This window comes from Pseudotabrizicola sp. L79 (assembly GCF_036553525.1).
Taxonomy (GTDB): domain Bacteria; phylum Pseudomonadota; class Alphaproteobacteria; order Rhodobacterales; family Rhodobacteraceae; genus Pseudotabrizicola.
Genome location: NZ_JAZHDA010000053.1, coordinates 575,373 through 592,047, shown reverse-complemented (window position 1 = coordinate 592,047; position 16,675 = coordinate 575,373). Strand labels below are relative to the sequence as shown.

15 protein-coding genes are annotated in these 16,675 nt (G+C 61.9%); 8 read left to right on the top strand and 7 right to left on the bottom strand.

Annotated features, from left to right (window positions below):
- Position 1: 1 nt before the first annotated feature.
- Genes V3C85_RS17795 through V3C85_RS17780 form a run of 4 tightly spaced genes read left to right on the top strand, consistent with a single transcriptional unit; the run spans position 2 to position 5,791 of the window.
- Positions 2-3,109 (top strand): efflux RND transporter permease subunit, encoded by a 3,108-nt coding sequence (locus V3C85_RS17795; protein ID WP_331796786.1) that lies wholly within the window; start codon positions 2-4, stop codon positions 3,107-3,109.
- The gene (locus V3C85_RS17790) at positions 3,106-4,464 is read left to right on the top strand and encodes an efflux transporter outer membrane subunit (protein WP_331796785.1); all 1,359 of its coding nucleotides are present in this window, start codon (positions 3,106-3,108) and stop codon (positions 4,462-4,464) included. The genes V3C85_RS17795 and V3C85_RS17790 overlap by 4 nt, the downstream gene beginning before the upstream one ends.
- A gap of 29 nt (positions 4,465-4,493) precedes the next feature.
- Positions 4,494-5,219: a DUF1499 domain-containing protein gene (locus V3C85_RS17785; RefSeq protein WP_331796784.1), complete on the top strand. Its 726-nt coding sequence runs from the start codon at positions 4,494-4,496 to the stop codon at positions 5,217-5,219.
- 32 nt (positions 5,220-5,251) lie between these two features.
- Complete coding sequence (locus V3C85_RS17780; protein WP_331796783.1) at positions 5,252-5,791, top strand: RICIN domain-containing protein; 540 nt, start codon at positions 5,252-5,254, stop codon at positions 5,789-5,791.
- A gap of 79 nt (positions 5,792-5,870) precedes the next feature.
- Here V3C85_RS17780 and V3C85_RS17775 read toward each other — a convergent pair whose 3' ends face one another.
- Both V3C85_RS17775 and V3C85_RS17770 read right to left on the bottom strand, forming a co-directional pair.
- On the bottom strand, positions 5,871-6,578 hold the full coding sequence (locus V3C85_RS17775) for an NAD(P)H-dependent oxidoreductase (RefSeq protein ID WP_331796782.1): 708 nt from the start codon (positions 6,576-6,578) through the stop codon (positions 5,871-5,873).
- A 159-nt stretch (positions 6,579-6,737) separates the two neighbouring features.
- Complete coding sequence (locus V3C85_RS17770; RefSeq protein ID WP_331796781.1) at positions 6,738-7,643, bottom strand: LysR family transcriptional regulator; 906 nt, start codon at positions 7,641-7,643, stop codon at positions 6,738-6,740.
- Positions 7,644-7,750: 107 nt separating this feature from the next.
- Between V3C85_RS17770 and V3C85_RS17765 the strand changes: the two genes are divergently transcribed.
- Both V3C85_RS17765 and V3C85_RS17760 read left to right on the top strand, forming a co-directional pair.
- Positions 7,751-8,779 carry an LLM class oxidoreductase gene (locus tag V3C85_RS17765; protein ID WP_331796780.1) on the top strand — a complete coding sequence of 343 codons (1,029 nt, stop codon included), beginning with the start codon at positions 7,751-7,753 and terminating at the stop codon, positions 8,777-8,779.
- On the top strand, positions 8,772-9,560 hold the full coding sequence (locus tag V3C85_RS17760) for an SDR family NAD(P)-dependent oxidoreductase (protein ID WP_331796779.1): 789 nt from the start codon (positions 8,772-8,774) through the stop codon (positions 9,558-9,560). Before V3C85_RS17765 ends, V3C85_RS17760 begins: the two co-directional genes overlap by 8 nt.
- Before the next feature lie 34 nt (positions 9,561-9,594).
- Here V3C85_RS17760 and V3C85_RS17755 read toward each other — a convergent pair whose 3' ends face one another.
- Both V3C85_RS17755 and V3C85_RS17750 read right to left on the bottom strand, forming a co-directional pair.
- Positions 9,595-10,098, bottom strand: coding sequence for a hypothetical protein (locus V3C85_RS17755; protein WP_331796777.1), 504 nt, complete (start codon positions 10,096-10,098; stop codon positions 9,595-9,597).
- A 49-nt stretch (positions 10,099-10,147) separates the two neighbouring features.
- Positions 10,148-11,095 carry an SDR family oxidoreductase gene (locus V3C85_RS17750; RefSeq protein ID WP_331796776.1) on the bottom strand — a complete coding sequence of 316 codons (948 nt, stop codon included), beginning with the start codon at positions 11,093-11,095 and terminating at the stop codon, positions 10,148-10,150.
- Positions 11,096-11,252: 157 nt separating this feature from the next.
- On the opposite strand from V3C85_RS17750, the gene V3C85_RS17745 reads away from it, so the two are divergent.
- Complete coding sequence (locus V3C85_RS17745; protein WP_331796775.1) at positions 11,253-12,140, top strand: AraC family transcriptional regulator; 888 nt, start codon at positions 11,253-11,255, stop codon at positions 12,138-12,140.
- A 283-nt stretch (positions 12,141-12,423) separates the two neighbouring features.
- On the top strand, positions 12,424-12,777 hold the full coding sequence (locus V3C85_RS17740; protein ID WP_331796774.1) for a hypothetical protein: 354 nt from the start codon (positions 12,424-12,426) through the stop codon (positions 12,775-12,777).
- A 241-nt stretch (positions 12,778-13,018) separates the two neighbouring features.
- On the opposite strand, the gene V3C85_RS17735 is transcribed toward V3C85_RS17740, so the two are convergent.
- The 3 genes from V3C85_RS17735 to V3C85_RS17725 are packed head-to-tail and all read right to left on the bottom strand — an operon-like array spanning position 13,019 to position 16,594.
- A complete protein-coding gene (locus V3C85_RS17735; RefSeq protein WP_331796773.1) occupies positions 13,019-14,089 on the bottom strand; it encodes a DUF1513 domain-containing protein in 1,071 nt (356 codons plus the stop codon).
- Position 14,090: 1 nt separating this feature from the next.
- Positions 14,091-15,068 (bottom strand): imelysin family protein, encoded by a 978-nt coding sequence (locus tag V3C85_RS17730; RefSeq protein WP_331796772.1) that lies wholly within the window; start codon positions 15,066-15,068, stop codon positions 14,091-14,093.
- On the bottom strand, positions 15,065-16,594 hold the full coding sequence (locus tag V3C85_RS17725; protein ID WP_331796836.1) for a di-heme oxidoreductase family protein: 1,530 nt from the start codon (positions 16,592-16,594) through the stop codon (positions 15,065-15,067). Before V3C85_RS17725 ends, V3C85_RS17730 begins: the two co-directional genes overlap by 4 nt.
- Positions 16,595-16,675 lie beyond the last annotated feature (81 nt).

Genomic DNA, 16,675 nt, shown 5'->3' with positions numbered 1-16,675 from the left:
CATGGCCACTTTCTTCATTCACCGCCCTGTCTTTGCCTGGGTGCTGGCCATTGCGACGATGTTGCTGGGGGCGTTCAGCATGACCAGCCTGCCCATTTCGCAATACCCCGATATCGCCCCGACAACGGTGCGGATCAGCGCGTCTTATACCGGGGCTTCGGCGGAAACGGTCGAAAACTCGGTCACTTCGGTGATCGAAGACGGGCTGACCGGGCTCGAGGGGCTGACCTACATGACCTCATCCTCCAACGCGGGGGCGGCCAGCATCTCGCTGACCTTTGATGACAGTATCGACCCCGACATGGCGCAAGTGCAGGTGCAGAACAAACTGCAGCTTGTTCAGTCGCAATTGCCCGACGCTGTCACCAGCCGGGGGGTTTCTGTCACCCGGTCAACCAGTTCGATCCTGATGGTCGGCGCCCTGGTCAGCGAGGATGACAGCTATTCCTCGCTTGAATTGGGCGACATCCTGGGCAGCACCATCACCGATGCGGTGCAGCGCACCGAAGGTGTGGGGTCGATCAATACCTTTGGCACCGAATATGCCATGCGGATCTGGCTGAACCCCGATCGCCTGTATCAGTATCAACTGACCCCATCCGACGTGACCGCAGCCGTGGCGCAGCAAAATACCAATGTCACCGTGGGCAGTCTGGGGGATCAGCCGGTCAGCAAGGGCCAGCAATTCACCGTCTCGATCTCGGCACAATCCCAGCTTGAAACGGTCGAGGATTTCCAAACCATCTTGCTGAAAACCGCTGCGGATGGGTCGGCGATCTATCTGGGCGATGTGGCAAGGATCGAATTGGCCGAACAGGATTTCGGCAGTGTCAGCCGGTTCAACGGCCATCCTGCCGCGGGCTTTGCCGTCAACCTGTCCACTGGGGCCAATGCTGTCGATACCGCCGAACGGGTGCGCAGCGTCGTGGACGGGCTGGCCTCGGCTTTGCCTGCCGGGGTCAGTGTCGTCTATCCCTATGACACGTCACCCTTTGTCGAAGAATCGATTGATCAGGTTTATGAAACGCTGATCGAAGCCATCGTTCTGGTGTTTCTGGTCATCTTCCTGTTCCTGCAAAGCTGGCGTGCAACGCTGATCCCGACGATTGCGGTTCCGGTGGTCTTGCTGGGAACATTCGGCGTGCTGGCGGCCTTTGGCATGTCGATCAACACCCTGTCGATGTTCGCGCTGGTGCTGGCCATCGGCCTGTTGGTCGATGATGCCATCGTGGTGGTCGAGAATGTCGAACGGGTGATGAAGGAAGACGGGCTGGACGCGGTGGCGGCCACTGAAAAGAGCATGGGCGAGATTTCGACCGCGCTGGTCGGGATCGTCATGGTGCTGTCGGCGGTTTTCTTGCCGATGGCCTTCCTGTCCGGCTCGACCGGGGTGATCTATCGGCAATTCTCGGTCACGATCATCACGGCCATGGTGCTGTCGCTGTTCGTGGCGCTGATCCTGACACCGGCGATGTGCGCGCAGCTTCTGAAACCCGGGCATCACACCCCCCCTTTCGCCCTGCTGCGCTGGTTCAACACAGGCCTTGACCGGTTGACCGGCGGATATGGTGCTGCGGTCGGGCGGCTTTCGCTGCGGCCCTTTCGCATGGTTGTGGTGCTGGGGCTTGTCGGGCTTGGCGCCTATTGGGTCTATGACCGCCTGCCGTCCTCTTTCCTGCCGACCGAAGATCAGGGCGTTCTGATGGCGATGGTTGAACTGCCGCAGGGATCGACCGTACAGCAGACACAATACACGGTCGAACAGATCGAACAGTATTTCCTGACGCAAGAAACGGCGGCGGTGGACAGCGTCTTTGGCAATGTGGGGTTCAGCTTTGGCGGATCGGGCCAGAACTACGGGATGATGTTCATCCGGCTGAAGGATTACGCCGATCGTCCGGGCCAGAATGCGGCCGATGTGATGATGCGCGCAAACCGTGCCTTCTTCCAGTCCCGTCTGGGCAGCGTTTTTGTGCTGCAACCGCCCGCCATTCCGGGCTTGGGAACCTCATCGGGGTTCACCATGTATCTGGTCGATCAATCCGGCGCGGGGCAAGAGGCGCTGACAGCCGCCGCCAGCCAACTGGTGGCAGACGGGCTTGCCGATGGGCGGGTCACCAACCTGCGCGGGGCTGATGCGGCCAGCGAACCGTCGCTGAAGCTGCGGATCGACCAGCAAAGGGCCGAGGCCCTTGGCGTTTCGCTGTCGGATGTGAACGCGATGCTGTCCACGGTGTTCTCGGGGTCGTATGTCAATGACTTCCCGCTGGGCAATGACCTGCGCGAGGTGATTGTGCAGGGCGATGCCGATTGGCGCATGCAGCCCGATGATGTCGATCATTGGTTTGTCCGCAATACCAGCGCCGAGATGGTGCCGCTGTCGGCCTTTGTCAGCCGCGAGTGGGAGATGATCACGCCCAAACTGTCACGCTATGGTGGCACCCGCGCGCTGGAATTGTCGGGTGAGGCAGCGGCAGGCATCAGCTCGGGCGATGCGATGGAGGTGATGGAACAGCTGACCGCCGATCTGGATGGCTCTTACGCCGCCGCCTGGACCGGGCTAAGCTATCAAGAGCGGCTGTCGGGCGATCAGGAAGCGATCCTTTACGCAATCTCGGCGCTGGTCGTCTTTCTCAGCCTTGCCGCACTTTACGAAAGCTGGGCCGTGCCTTTTGCGGTGATGCTGTCGGTTCCGGTCGGTATTCTGGGCGCGCTGCTGATGACCTGGATGCTGGGCCAGTCGAATGACGTCTATTTCAAGGTTGGCTTGCTGACCACGATCGGCCTGGCCGCGCGCAACGCCATCCTGATCGTTGAATTCGCACAATCCCTGCGATCCGACGGCAAGGCCCTGCTGGATGCAACCGTCACCGCGGCACGCCAGCGCCTGCGCCCCATTCTGATGACATCGCTGGCCTTTGGCTTTGGCATCATGCCGCTGGTTCTGGCCTCGGGCGCGGGTGCCAATGCGCAAAAGGCCATCGGCACGGGGCTGCTGGGCGGGATCATCTTTTCCGCCGTGATCGGGATCGTGATGGTGCCGGTGTTCTATGTCGCCGTCATCAAGGCAACACAGTTGCTTGGTCTGCAAAAGGGGGCGGCGCAATGAAGGCCCGTTCCCTTGTGATCGGCCTGCTGCTTGCCGGCTGTGCCGTTGGCCCCGATGTTCAGCGCCCCGAAGTCGCCATGCAGGCTCGCTTTGTCGGGGGCGACGCACAGGCCATCCAAGCGCTCGCGACCGAGCAATGGTGGCTGGCCTATAACGATGCAACTCTGACCGCGTTGGTAAAGCGGGGTCTGGCCCAAAACCTTGATGTGATGGCCGCAACCGAGGCGATCCGGCAAGCCGAGGCCGAATTGCGGGCCACGGGCGTCAATGCCGCGACAAGCGGCGCGCTTGCAGCATCGGCCACCCGGTCAGGTGGCAGCGGGGCGTCCAGCACCGTCAGCACCAACAGCAGCACCTTGGGCGCGTCGATGGTGATCGACCTGTTCGGCGGCATCAGACACGCGCGCAACGCCGCCGCCGCCGCGTTGACCGGCGCGCAGGCAGATGCCGAAACCATCCGGCTGGCCTGGTTGGCCGAACTGCTGGCCGCCTATTCGAATGCGCGGTTCTACCAAGAGGCGCTTGCCCTGACCCGAACGACCATCACCTCACGCGAACAGACGGTGGAAATCACCCGCACGCAACGCGATGCCGGGGCGGCCACCGAATATGAAGTGGCCGAGGCCCAGGCCCTGCTGTCCACGGCGCGCGCAAGCCTGCCGCAATATGCGGCCTTGTTTGATGCGAATGTGTTTGCCATCGCAACCTTGCTGAATGAACCCGCAGGCCCGATCATGGCCCAGATGCAACGCGGGGCCCCGCAATTGCCTGTGCCCAAGGGCGCGCGCACAGGCGTGCCAGCCGATCTGCTGCGCAACCGCCCCGATGTGCGCAGCGCCGAAGCCGATCTGGCCGCCGCCCTGGCAACGGTTGGTGTGGCCGAGGCGGCGCTTTATCCGTCGCTGACCCTGTCGGGCACGGTTGGCCGCTCGGACGGTGCAACGGACTGGAGTTTCGGGCCGCAACTGTCGCTGCCCGTGTTCAATCAAGGCCAGTTGCGGGCCACCCGTGATGCCCGGATTTCGGCCGCACGGCAGGCGGAAATCAGGTGGCGCGCCGCAATCACCGGCGCGGTCGAGGATGTGCAGACCGCTCAATCCTCTCTGTCGCGCTATCGCCAGCAAGCCGCGCTTTTGCACACAGCCGCAAATGACCACGGACGCGCCCTGGCCTTGGCCCAGCAAAACTATCGCAGCGGTGCCATCACCCTGCTGGATCTGCTTGAGACAGACCGCAACACCAACGCAGCGCGGATTTCCGCGGCCTCGGCCGCGAATGATGCCGCACAGGCCTGGGCAACCCTGAAAATCGCCATCGGCGCAGGCTCTGCCGCGACCGGGCCACGCAGCAATTGACACCGGGCAGAGAAAGGCCAGAGACCACCATGAAACATATCGGAAAAATCGCCATTGTCGCAGCCATGATTGGCGCGGTCTGCGTGGCCTTGATGCTGTTTGGCGCACGTCTGGGCCTGTGGCAGCCCATCACCGGCTTTGGCCTGTATCGCAGCGCCCTGACCCCGCTGGGCGCGGTCATTCTGGGCCTTGGCCTGCTGGCCTTGGCCCTGCACCTGATCCGCAAGGAAACTGCCGGCGCGGTCATGGGCGGGGTGGCCGCCCTTGTCGGCACGGCATGCCTTGTGCCTTTGGCCGCCGCCACGCTGAACCCGCCGATGCGCGCGGCGCCGATCCACGATATTTCAACCGATACCGTCAACCCGCCACGCTTTGAGGTGCTGGATGCCAGCCGCGCCGGGGCCAGCAACACGCTGGACCATGGCGGGCCTGAACTGGCCGCAGCACAGGCCGCCGCCTATCCCGATATCGCACCGCTGACCACCGCCCTTGCCCCCGATGCCGCCTATCAACGCGCGCTGACACTGGCGCAGGACATGGGATGGGAAATCGTCGCCGCAGACTCCTCGCGACACCGGATCGAAGCCACCGCCCGCACGCCTGTCTTTTACTTTGCCGATGATGTCGTGGTGGTTGTGACGCCACAAGACACGGGCAGCCGTATTGACATGCGCGGCGTCTCTCGCGTGGGGCGCAGCGATCAGGGCGTCAACGCCGCCCGCATCCGCGACTTTCAACACCGGTTCGGCCAATAATCCTGGGGGCTGATCAGAGACAGGAACCAGACATGACCCACATTTCCGCAATCGCCATCGCCCTGCTTGCCGCATCGGTGGGCCTGACGCATCCTCGGGCGGCCCTGGCCGAGGCGCCGGTGATCAAGACCCAAGGGCCGGTGATCCACCTTGCCGACAATCTGGACGAAGAGGCGAAGCTGGGCTGGTGCATCGACACCGAAGGCCGGGGGGTCAGCGACCAGCTTCACGCCCATTCCTGCAAACCCACGGGGGATGACGTGCTGTTTTCCTATGCCGCAGACCGGGGCATGATCACGTCAGCCACTTACGCGGGCCTGTGCATGGCCTACAACTCCCCGGAAAACGCGGAAAACCCCTTTGGCCTGATCAGTTGTGACGATGCAGATCCGGCCCAGCAGTTCATCTATGATGCGACCAGCATGGAACTGCGGCTGGGCATCGACCCAGCGCAATGCTTGACCGTGGCCGCAACCATTGATGACGCAGGGCCGTCTCAATCGCGCGATCTGATCCTTGCCCCCTGTGCCGACCTGACGCCGGGTTTCAAGCAATGGGTCATCCGGGAATAAGCGGCTGCAAGGCGCGCATTCACCGCGCCGAGCCGAAAGCAACATCCCGCCCAAAGTGATCTGGGCGGGATGCGCAGGGTCAGAACCAGCTGACGGTTTCATCCATCGACCGGCGGGTTTTCGCAAATTCCGGCTCTTTGGCCCGGTAGCCAAAGGCAAACATCACCGCAGGCTTCCACTGGGCGGTATCAATGCCAAAATGCTGGGCCAGCGTTTCCGTCGTGCGCCCCATGTCAAACCCTTCGATCGGGCAACTGTCGATGCCCATCAAGGCACCCGCCGTCATCATGTTGGCCAGCACGATATAGGCCTGCTTGCCCGACCAATCGGTGATCTGGCGGTCAGTGGTGATGTCGTGATCGGTGGTCTGGAAATTGCCATAGGCACCGTTGAACAGCGTGATCACGTCCTCGGGCAACTGCTTGACGCTGCGATAGTGGGTTTGCAGGTAGTCTGACCCGGCCTTCATCATCTGCCCGGTGCTGGCAAGGATGATGCCAAAATGGCTGGCCGTGCCCAATTGACCGCGCGAGCCATTCATCATGCCATTGGCACCCCAAGAAAATTCGCGAAAAAGTTCACGCTTTTCCGGGGCTTGAATGACCAGCACCTTGAACGGCTCATGCCCGAAAGACGTGGGCGACAGGCGCGCGGCTTCAAGCATGGTCGCAAAGGCCGAGTCGTCGATCTTGCGCGTGTGATCAAAAACCTTGGTCGCATGACGGAAATTGAAGGCATCCAGAATCTGGGTCTGGATGTCGGTGGCGATGCCGGCGATAGCGTTCATGTTTGTTTCCAACGTCTTGGTGTTTCCTGCCCCCCAGATATCATCAAAAATTCCGCATGAAATCGGCAGGAATCCGAGTTCAGTTTTCGCCTTTCGCATATAATTGCACCCAACACCGCCCCCCCGACGCGGATGCCGCGGAACGGCCACCGCTCCGGATCACGCGCGCCAATCAGGCCGATTGCCCAGATGCGTGATCAGGAAATCCATGAAAATGCGGGTCTTGGGGGTCAGCACATTGGATCGCGGATAGACCAGCCACAGCACCGCATGATCATTCAACCGCCAGTCAGGCAGCACCCGCACCAGACGCCCGGCGGCAATCTCATGGGCCACGCTCCACAGAGAGTTCACCGAAAGGCCGGCCCCTGCAAGGGTGGCTTCGCGTTGCGCGGCACCGTCATCCAGAATGGTTCGGCAGATCATCGCTGCCGGGTCAAGCGTGGCGGTTGCACCAGCGGTGTTGATCACCTCGCGTTTTTCAAGATTGGCCCATGCAATCAGGTGATGGCCTGCCAGATCCTTTGGCACCATCGGTGTGCCATGGGCGGCCAGATAGCCCGGAGAGGCGCACAGCACGCGCGTGTCATCCGAAAGCTTGCGCCCCTTGAGGCTGCTGTCGGTCAGCGGGGCGCTGCGCAGGGCCAGATCAAAGCTGCCCTCGATTGCATCGAACCGTTTGTCCGACAGGCGCAGATCCAGTGTCAGATCGGGATAAAGCGCATGACATTGGGGCAGCAGCGGCATGATGTGCAATTGCGCAAAGCTGCTGGGGGCCGCGAAGCGCAGCGTGCCTTTGGGGCCTGCCTCGGGCCCCCCCAGCACGGCCCTTGCCGCATCGGCCTGCGCCAGAATTTCGCGCGCATGGGGCAGGAAATCTGATCCTTCAAGCGACAGCGCCACCCTGCGCGTGGTGCGGCGCAGCAGTTCAACCCCCAGTTCCTGCTCCAGCTTGACCAAGCGCGCACTGGCAACCGCAGGGGCAAGGCCAAGCTCGCGCCCGGCAGCCGAGATATTCAGCCGATCTGCGGCCATCACGAACAGGCGAAGACTGTCAGTATCCATGGCGATTATATTCCAAACCGGAAAAATGAAATCCGAAAACAGCCGGTTTTCTGGATTTATGCAAGAGATACTTTGGCGACACGCAAAAGGCCGACAAGGACAAGCAGATGCCCCCCTTCCGTGGCCGCACCGCAGAACCAGCCGACCCCCTGCCCCTGATCGACCCGGCCAAGACGTTTCCCCGCCTGAACCGCGCCTATAACACGGTCTTTCAGCCCGAACGGTTGACCATTGGCCTTGTGGTGCCGCTGGCGCGGTATCCCGACAGCGCGGTGCCTGATATGGCGCGCCACCTGGACCGCGCCCAGATGGCGGATGCGCTGGGGTTTTCGGCGCTGTGGCTGCGGGATGTGCCGTTCAACGTGCCGTCTTTCGGCGATGCCGGGCAAGTGTTTGATCCCTTTGTCTATCTGGGGGCCCTTGCGGCGACCACCCGCAAGATCGCGCTGGGTGTGGCCAGCATCGTTCTGCCGCTGCGCCACCCGGCGCATGTGGCCAAGGCGGCGGCCTCGGCCGATGTGTTGTCGGGGGGGCGATTGCTTTTGGGCGTGGCGTCGGGCGACCGGCCCGAGGAATATCCGGCGCTGGACAGGGGCTTTGCAGATCGTGGTGCGCGGTTCCGCGACAGCGTCGATTATATCCGCACCATGGCCCAGCCCTATCCGCAGCGCGATTTGGATCACGGCAGGCTTTCGGGCGGCATCAACATGCTGCCCAAGCCCACGGGTGGCCAAGTGCCGCTGCTGATCACCGGGGGCAGTCAGCAATCGCCCGACTGGGTTGCCCGCAATGGTGACGGCTGGATGACCTATCCGCGCGATGCGGCGGCGCAGGGCCGCGTGGTTGCCGCGTATCGCCAACAGATCCGCGCGGCAGGTTTGCCCGACAAGCCGGTGATGCAATCGCTGTATGTGGATCTTGTCGATCAGGCGGATGCCCCGCCCCGCCCCATTCATCTGGGGTTTCAATCGGGCACCGAGTATCTGCGGCGCTATCTTTTCCAGCTTCGGGATCTGGGCATCAACCATGTTGCGCTGAACCTGCGGTTCAACGGCGCTGCAACCGAACCAACCCTGCAACGGCTGGCAGATGAAATCCTGCCCGACTTTGCAAGCACAGGAGACGACCATGACTAAGACCATCCTGATCACCGGCGCGACAGACGGCATTGGCCTGCTGACGGCACAGATGCTGGCCGAGGCGGGCCATAACGTGCTGTTGCACGGCCGCAGCGCCGACAAACTGGCCCATGCCGCCGCACAGATGGGCTCTGCGCCCAGGCTCTATCGCGCCGACCTGTCGCGGTTGGACGAGGTTCAGACGTTGGCGGATGAGATCACGGCCCAGCACGACCAGATTGATGTGCTGATCAACAATGCAGGTGTTCTAAAGACAGCGCAGCCCCGCACGGCCAAAGGGCTGGATGTGCGGTTTGTCGTCAACACCCTTGCGCCCTATCTGCTGACCCAACGGCTGTTGCCGATCATCCCGGCAACGGGCCGTGTGGTGAACCTGTCTTCGGCGGCGCAGGCGGCCGTGGATGTGGCTGCCTTGCGCGGTGCGCGCAGCCTTGATCACATGGCGGCCTATGCCCAAAGCAAACTGGCGATCACCATATGGTCGCAAGAATTGGCAAAGGCGCACCCATCGGGGCCAGTGTTTCTGGCCGTGAACCCCGGTTCCTTGCTGGCGTCGAAAATGGTCAGGGAAGGCTTTGGCATTGCGGGCAGCGATCTGGCAATCGGGGCACAGATCTTGTGCCGCGCCGCCCTGTCTGATGACTTTGCGCAAGCCTCGGGCCGTTATTTTGACAATGACATTAGGGATTTCGCCCAGCCAAATGCCGCAGCGCGCGATGCGGCGCATGTGGCAAGCGTCATGGCTGCGATCCGCGATCTGTCGGGCCAGGGGCAATAGCACCAAACCCGGCTGCCCCCGGCCCGGTTCCGTATTACCCCGGCGCCGCAGCCATCAGGTGCAGCCGATAGCTTTCCAGCCGCGCACAGGCCGTGCTGTCCACCAGCATCACGATGCTGAGAACGGCAATGCCGGTGATCAGGCCTGCCCGCCACAGGGGGCCGTTCAGCACGATCATCAGCCCCGCCGCACCCGCGATCAGCAGCGGCATCACGGTGAACGCCGCCCTGCGATACTGCGCAATCGTCTTGTCCACACGCGCCATTTCACGGGCGACAAATCCGGCAGCGTCCTGCCCAAAGTCCGGGGCAAAGCCTGAAAGACTTTGCCTTGTGCCATACAGCAGGCCCCCGCCAAGGATCAGCAGCAAAAGGCCCGCCACCACCATTGGCACGACATAGGCGCGCACCATATCGGTGCGCCCCACATGCCAAAAGGCGCACCCAACCGCCAGAAACAGCGCCCCACACAGGATGAAGACACTGTTGGACAGCATTTCGGCCCTGGCCCAATCTGTCGCGGCCCTGAGGATATCCATAGTCACCTTCTGGTCTGATGTTTGGGGAGTTGTGCCAAGGATCGGGCGGCTAGACCTGCCAGGTAAAGCCAGTGGCGTGCTCTGACAATTGCCACAGCCGGGCCATGGCGGCCTTGTCATGGGCGTGGGCTTGCAACGTGCCACGGCCCACGGGGCCCACGAATTCCATCCGCCCGGTGGGGCCGTAAAGCGCGCGCTGTTCCAACCCCGTTTCCGTGGCGCACATCACCTCGGGATAGGCCCCCTGTTCGGCGGTTTGCACCATGGGTGTCTTGGTCATCAGCCACCATGTGAACCGCGTCAGCAACCCGCCGCTGGTGCGGATCAGGGACGTGGCAGAGGAGCCGGGGTGACAGACATACACGGCCCCCTTGCGACCAGCCGCAGCAAGCCTGTCTTGCAGTTCATAGGCGAACATCATCTGCGCCAGTTTGCTTTGGCTATAGGCGGTGTTGGCGCCGTAATTCTGTTCCCAGTTCAGATCCTCGAACTTGATGCGGCGCAGACCCATCTTGTAGCCAAGGCTGGCAACCACGACGATCCGACCGCCTGCGGCCTCAACCCGGTCAAACAGCAGCCCGCACAACAGGAAATGGCCAAAGTGGTTGGTGCCCAACTGGCTTTCAAACCCGTCCACGGTCAACTGCCGCCTGGGCACCTGTGCGATGGCGGCATTGCAGATCAGCGCGTCGATGCGCGGCACCGTTTTCAATACCTCTTGCGCACCGGCCCGCACGCTGGACAAATCTGACAGATCCACCGGCACATAGCGGACATCGGCCTTTGCGCCAAATTCCTGCTGCAACGCCGTGATCGCCGCTGCCGATCGCTGGGCGCTGCGGTTCAGCATCACCACGCTTGCGCCGCGCGCCAGCAGAATGCGCGCCGCCTGAAACCCTGCACCTGCATTGGCCCCCGTGATGACATAGGTCTGGCCACCAAGTGCGGGCAGACGGTCGGGCATCCATCCCTGGGGGCCAAAGCGTGTATCTGCCATCGTTTTCTTCCTTTCAAACACCGCGCCCTGTGGCGGCCTGGTCGAAAGCGTAGATAAATCTCGGGTCACGCACGAAACAGGCGAAATCCTCGCGAATACTTGCCCAATCGTCTTGATCGCATTGCACGGCAGTCATCCGGCCAGCTATAAAACCGCGATGAGCAAGACCATCATCAGGCAGATCATCGAAGCCCGGATGCCAAGGGATGGCATGGCCCAGACCGGGATCAGGGGCGTTCAAGTGTTTCGCGCCACCCAGGCCATTCCCTGCGCCCCGGCAGTCTATGAACCCTGTGTCATTGCGATTGTCAGCGGCGGCAAGGAAACCGTGCTGGATGGGCAGCACCATATCTATGACAGCAGCAATTATCTGTGCTGCCCGATGTCGATGCCGGTCAAGGCCGGAACACCCGCCGCATCCCCGGAAAACCCGTTATATGGCATCTACATCGCCCTTGACCCAAGACTGATGACGGAACTGACCCTTGAGATGCAGGCCAGCGGCAGCCGCATCCCCGCCGCCGAAGGCCATGCGCGCGGCATCCGTCTGGCGCGGTGGGACGATGGTTTTCAAGACGCCCTTTTGCGGCTGATGCAACTGATGGCAAGCCCGGCAGACACCGCCATTCTGGGCGATGCCCGGTTGCGCGAGCTGTATTATGCCATCCTCAAAGGCGAGGCCGGCGCCTTTGCCCGGCAAGCCTTTGGCCCCGGCAATGCCATCGCACGTTCGATCGCGCAGGTTTCCACCCGACTGGATGAACAGCTGTCCATCGACGACATGGCCCTGCGCGCAGGGATGAGTCGCGCGGTCTTTCATCGCAAATTCAAGCAGGCCACCACGCTTTCACCCATACAATTCGTGAAATCCATGCGCCTGAACACTGCCGCGATGAAGATTGCCGGCGGCATGACCGTGTCAGAGGCCGCGATGACTGTCGGCTATGTCAGTGCGTCACAGTTCAGCCGAGAATTCAAACGGATGTTCGGCCAGTCGCCCAGACAATGGGGCGACAGGCACCACCCACAACTGGGGCTGGCATAAACGGGCGAATGGTACAGAGAAGGTCACGCACCCTATCGGCTGTTCGTTTGGAAATTCGCGTTGCGACAAGCGAGGTCAGTTTAGGGGTCCTTCTGCCCAAGCAAGCGTGGTCGCGCCTCATGGGCAAGGAAAGCCTGCCGCAGACATTCGACACGATTGAGCATCCGGAGGGCTACAGGCTTAGGGACCCCAAGGCCGAAGGTGTGGTGCGGCGGCGTTTGGGGAAGGGGTTCGGGCGCTGCTCTGTTTCAGGTTTGCGCGCGCCAAGGCTTCAGGGATTTCGGTGGTTGCGCAACGCCCGGGCTCTTCAATGCAAGGTGGTTTGGTATTTATTGCCTTGATTGGTATCGATGGCTCAGTTGTCGCTGCCGTTTGGGTTATTCGCGGCGGCTACCTGGAAGCAGGCCGCGAAAGGCAAGATACGGCCCTTGTGCGCATTGACCGGATTAGCAGCTACGTAGTCTCTCAGTTCCTGAATAAGACGTCTCTCAAAATCGCGTGGAAGCCCTTGAAATATCTGCTCAAGGCAGTCCTAAAGCGTAACCATGCGATCCTTGCCGAGAATTGCATCAATCTCGCTGACCAGCCCGGCATCGAAGTACAGCCTATTATCTGCAGATCCGCGTCGAAAAGATAAGTGACGCCAATGGGGTCAAACGGCCACCAACAAAGGTCGACTACCCGTGGGCCAATGGCCTGGTCGAACAGATGGAGTGCAAGTTTTGACACGCGAGCGTCGAACTACGTTGGACATATTAAGTTTCACGGCTGCCACATGCCCCACCGAAATACCTGCGAATGAGGCCTCTGGCGCCAGACAGATTCATCCCAGACCCGATCCACCTGATGCCGAGTTGAACACCTAGGCGGCTGGCCAATCAGACAAGCACCAGATGATTGTCCCATGTCCGGTCAAAAAGTGCGAGTGGCCTTTGACCGTCTGTCCCCAATTCCAGTATTCCACCGAAACCGTCCGTTACAACAAAACCACCCGGAACTGGCCCTATGCCGCAAACATCTGCACGGGTTGCCATGTCCGTGAACTGACCTTTGTGATCGAACAGGGCAACGACCCCGCCCTTAGGGCAGGTGATCGCAATCTGTTGGCCGCCGGCATCAAATGCCACGCTGCCGACATACTGGCGCATGCGGGGGGCAAGGGGGGCAGGCGTGTCGCACAGGGCGGGTATTTCGCCGCGCATGTGCAGGCCCAGAAGCGGTGGGTGGAGGGCGCTGTCCCCTTCCCACTGCATGGCGAATGCGACCGTTCCGTCAGGTCGCGTGGCAAGGTGACGAATTGAGTTTTGGTGCAGATCTTGCGGCAGTTCGATCTGATCGACAAGGGTTCCATCCGGCGCCAGATAGCTGAGATTCGGGCGCATTGTGTCGATGTTCAGTTTGGTGCGTTCGTCGTCCAGGGCGGCGATGATGCCACCATTGGCCACGGCCAAGTGGCCATCTGGCAGACGAACGATTTCATGAGGCCCGATCCCGCCCGAGGGGAAACTTCCGATACGGCGATAACCTTCAGACTGCGACCACTTACCGATCCAGCCAGCGCCGGTGCTATTGTCCACCTCTCCGGTGAACAGGGTGTCTCCATCGGCTGAAAATGCGCCATGGCCACTGAAATGATAGCCGTTTGGTGCGGCCAGGGTTTGCGTAACGCGGCCCCGGGCACAGTCGATCACCAAGGCATAGGTGCCGGGGCGGCGGGCAAATGTCACGGCCTGGGGCCGCTTAGGGTGACCCGCCCCAGCATGTCCCCGCGCAGGCAAGGCGATGCGAAAAGTCTCTTTCCCTTGGGAGGTCAGGCCGAACAGGGCAAAACTTCCGGTCGGTTCCTGAGCGGCGGCCAGAAATCTGGGCGATCCCGCGTCGGCCCAAGTCAGGGTCGGTGCCGCCGTTGCTGCGACGAGCGTCGCAAGAAAGCCGCGTCTCGTGGTCATATCAATCACCATCGGCCGAATTGAACCCGGCAGAGACGCCGAGGGAGGGCCCGATTTCGGCAACGGCTGCATCGCGGGCGGCGTGCACCGCTTGTTGCACGATTTCTAGTTTCAGGCGGCCCGAGGGATCGGACACACCAGCCAAGGCGGGGTCGTTCAGCGCGCTCGCCAGGGCGATGGCGTGGTTTAGGGCGGCGTCGGTATTCACGGCACCGCCTGTCAAATGGTGCGCCAGATCAGATAGCGCGCGCAGCGACAGCACCACGTTGCGCTGGCTGCGGTCGGATCGCCACGCCTCGGCGCGGGCGGGCCGAGGGCGGTCAAATTCTCCCATTGGGCGGCCCAAGCGTTGGTCGGCGGTAAACTCCAGCCCTGTCAGCAGCGCAGTGAACAGGGCCTGATCCGCCTCACGGTCGCTTAGAAAGGTGGTGTTGCCCGCACGGCCCGCCGTGCGCAGCGTGGTGGCGTATCCCCCCTTCCACTCGTCATCAATATGCCTTGCGATGGCTGCAAGATCGGTGGTCAGCGCCCGGATCAGCGCACACCCATAGGGGGTATCTTCAGCGAATTCTGGATCATACAACAGGTATTCCAACGCGAAAAGTCCCCGCGCTGCGACGGATATCTGGGTTGTGCCCTCAGGCGTATTGATGATGGGGTCTTGGTCTGCAAAGAGAGTATCAAGAGCCTTAGGCGTCGCCCCCCGCGGATCGGGCCAGAATGCGATCGTGACTGAACGTCCATCTTGCTCGGCGGGGCCAAAGCGTAGATGGCTGACCCCCAGCCAGGCGTCAAATGCGTCGTTCCAAGCTGGGCGCAAGGCTTCGGCACCACATACCTGCGCATCAGCAGCCAGCGTCTCTGTCGCTTGGGCAAAGGCGGCATAACCGGGCAAAATATGCGACTCGATCACAGTGTTCACGTCTGCGGCCACTGGGGTTGCCATCAGCGCGCAGATAAGGGTTAGGACAGGTTTCATAGCGACTCCAGAAATCGGATCAGGGCGGCGCGGTCGGCTGAGGGCAGGGCCACGACGGCATCACGCTGTGCCTGTGCCTCGCCGCCATGCCACAGCACCGCCTCAAGCAGCGAACGGGCGCGTCCATCGTGCAGGAAATGGCTATATCCCGAAACGGTTTGGGTCAATCCGATCCCCCAAAGCGGCGGTGTGCGCCATTCTTTCCCATTGGCGCGCCCTTCGGGACGGTTGTCGGCCAGGCCGGAGCCCATGTCGTGCAACAACAGGTCGGTATAAGGCCAGATCAGTTGGAAACTCTGCTCCGGCTGCCCCACCAGCCGCTCGGTCACATATTTCGGCGTGTGGCAGGACGTGCAGCCGATGTCATGGAACACCGCCTTGCCACGCAGCACCTCGGGGTCGTCCACATCGCGGCGCGCGGGCACGGCCAGATTGCGGGAATAGAAGGTGACAAGGTCCAGTCCCTCGTTTCCGATTTCCATGTTTTCCGATGTGCCGCTGTTGCCGTTGGGGGCGGTGCGGCAATTGGCCTGTGCTGCCGTGCAATCGCCCCATGGTGATGGGAACAAAGGCGAAGCGATACCGATATCACTGGCAAAGGCGCTGGCCGATTGTTCGCGGATCGTGGGCGACCCCGCCTTCAGCCCGAACCGCCCCAGCATCGGACGATCATGCTCGACCGACCAGACGATCTGGGCGCGCCCCGAGATGCCGTCGCCATCGGCGTCGTCCGGGTCTTCCTGTGCCAAGATATCGGCGGCGGCAATCGCCTCAAGCTGCCCGAGACCGATCATCTGTGGTGCGACCCGAGGGCTAAGCATGGCATCTGGGGCCAAAGGGCCATAGCCGAGATCGGCGGCCGCATAGGTCGGCTGACGCAACCACGCGATTTCGCCGTCTGACAGGGGCACCTCGATCTCTTCATAGCTGATGGCCAGACGATATTCGGCGACGTGGCCCTGCACCGCAAAATCCTGCAACTGTCCGCCATAGGTCGGGTCGGGGACGGTGCGTGCGATCTGGCCGTCAAGGCTGTTTAGATAGGCCTCGATCTGGGTCATGGCGGCGGAATCGGGCGCTGGCACCGAAACCCGCAGGAACATTGACACTGCGTCGTCGCCGGGACCCTCGGGTGGATGGCCGCGACCGTCCTTCAAGTGGCAGTTCTGGCAGCCGCGGGAATTGTAAAGCGGGCCCAACCCATCGGACACAAGTGTCGAAGATGGCGAGGACACCCACAGCTTGCGAAACAGCCCATTGCCAACCTTGAACTGCAATTCGCGCTCAAATGGCATATTGGCCGAGGCCAACGAAAACGCATCCGCATTCGCACGCGCACGCACCGTCGCTGCACCGGCGCTGTTTGCCTCGAATGGCTCGGGGGCAGTGAAATCGGTGGCGGGCGCGGTGACGGTGGCGATACGCGCCGCCTCGTCTGCGGTTCGGGGAATGACTGGCAGGTGGGGCAAGGTCAGATCGACGTCTGCCTGCACCGGTCCTGCCAAGGTCAGCAACGCTGCAACCATCGTAACGCCACCCCGGCACTTATGCTTGCCAGTCATCTGAACACCTTTACTTTTCTTGAGGGCGGCATCGGCGCCGATCTG